At 70.2% G+C, this 1,708-nt stretch carries 1 protein-coding gene; it reads left to right on the top strand.

Annotated features, from left to right (window positions below):
• Positions 1-125 precede the first annotated feature (125 nt).
• Positions 126-1,649: an IS1182 family transposase gene (locus AB0C28_RS56160; RefSeq protein ID WP_358085774.1), complete on the top strand. Its 1,524-nt coding sequence runs from the start codon at positions 126-128 to the stop codon at positions 1,647-1,649.
• Positions 1,650-1,708 lie beyond the last annotated feature (59 nt).

Raw genomic sequence — 1,708 nt, 5'->3', positions numbered from 1 at the left:
CGGCCTAGGAATGTCCTGAAGATCTTGGTGGTCTGGCCAGGCGGAGTTTCGGGATTCAGACTCGGGTCATGATGGGCCGTCGGAGGGTTCCAGCTGGGCCTGAGGTATGGGCCGTATGCCGGGACATGATTCCGGCTGGGAGCGTGTTCGCGTTCCTGGCCGAACACCGGCGGGCGTTGTTCCCGCCGGAGACGTTCGCGGACATGTACGCGCCGGTCAACGGGCGTCCGTCGGTGCCGCCAGGCCTGCTGGCGACGGTGGTGGTGCTTCAGGCGCTGCACGGATTGTCCGATGAGGAGGCGGTGGCGGCGCTGCGGTTCGATCTGCGGTGGAAGGCCGCCTGCGGGCTGAGCCTGTATGACCAGGGCTTCGATCCGTCGCTGCTGACCTACTTCCGGCGTCGGCTGGGCCGCTCGTCGGATCCGGACCGGATCTTTCAGACGGTGCGCGCCGTGGTGGAGCAGACCGGGGTGCTGGCGGGCCGGACACGGCGGGCGCTGGACTCGGCGGTGCTGCTGGATGCGGTCGCCACCCAGGACACCATCACCCAGTTGATCGCCGCGATCCGCCGGGTGGCCCGCCAGGTGCCCGGCGCGAGCGCGTTGGTCGCGGCGCACTGTCACGCCCACGACTACACCGACCCCGGCAAACCGAAGATCGCCTGGGACGATGAGCAGGCTAAGAACGCCCTGGTGAGTGGGTTGGTCACCGACGCGCTCACCCTGCTGGACCACCTGGCCGGCCAGGACCTGGACGGGCCGGCCGCAGGTGCGGTCGGTCTGCTGGCTTTGATCGCCGGCCAGGACGTCGAGCCCGCCGACGACTCCGATGGCACCGACGGACGGTGGCGCATCGCCCGCCGCACCGCCCCCGACCGGATCATCTCCACCGTCGACCCGCAGGCCCGCCACATCCACAAGAGCGGTCAGCAGCGTGACGACGGCTACAAGGCTCACCTGGCCGTCGAGCCGGAGAGCGGACTGTTCACCGCCGTCGCATTACGCCCCGGTGCCGGCGCCGCCCATCACGAGGCCGCCGTTGCCCCTGACCTGCTCGCCACCGAGCGCGGAGTGCTGCAGATTCTGGCCGATGCCGCCTACGCCGCCGCCGAGTTGCGCGCCACCCTCACTGATGCCGGACACCGGCTGCTGATCAAACCACCCGCGCTCAAGCCCGCCGTGCCGGGTGGGTTCACCTTGGACGACTTCGGCATCGACGCCGGCGCCGGCACGGTCACCTGCCCCGCCGGGCACACCGTCCCGCTGGCCGCGACCGGGGGCCGCTACCAACAGCGCCGTGCCACCTTCACCCGGTTGTGCGCCGCCTGCCCGCTGCGTGATCGCTGTACCACCGCCAAGACCGGCCGTGTGGTGACGATCCGCCCGCACCACGATCTGCAGGCCGCCGCCCGCCATCAGGCCGCCACCGATCCCGCCTGGCAGGACGACTACCGACGCTGGCGGCCCATGGTCGAACGGGCCGTGGCCTGGCTGGTCGCCCGCGGCAACCGCCGCCTGCGCTACCGCGGCACCGCCGCCAACGACCGCTGGCTTCACCACCGCGCCGCTGCCCTCAACCTCCGCCGCCTGATCAACCTCGGACTCACCCACACCAACGGCATCTGGGCTCTCAAACCGATCACTGCATAGCAAGAGGGTGAGCCAGCTCATGCCGACCCACCCATCAAGATCTTCAGGACATTCCTAGG

It is taken from the genome of Nonomuraea sp. NPDC048892 (assembly GCF_040649735.1).
Lineage (GTDB): Bacteria > Actinomycetota > Actinomycetes > Streptosporangiales > Streptosporangiaceae > Nonomuraea > Nonomuraea maheshkhaliensis.
This window is presented reverse-complemented; position numbering and strand designations above follow the sequence as displayed.

Excerpts from the sequence above, each read along its gene's own strand:
- AB0C28_RS56160 (WP_358085774.1), top strand. The coding sequence starts at position 126 with ATGATTCCGGCTGGGAGCGTGTTCGCGTTCCTGGCCGAACACCGGCGG.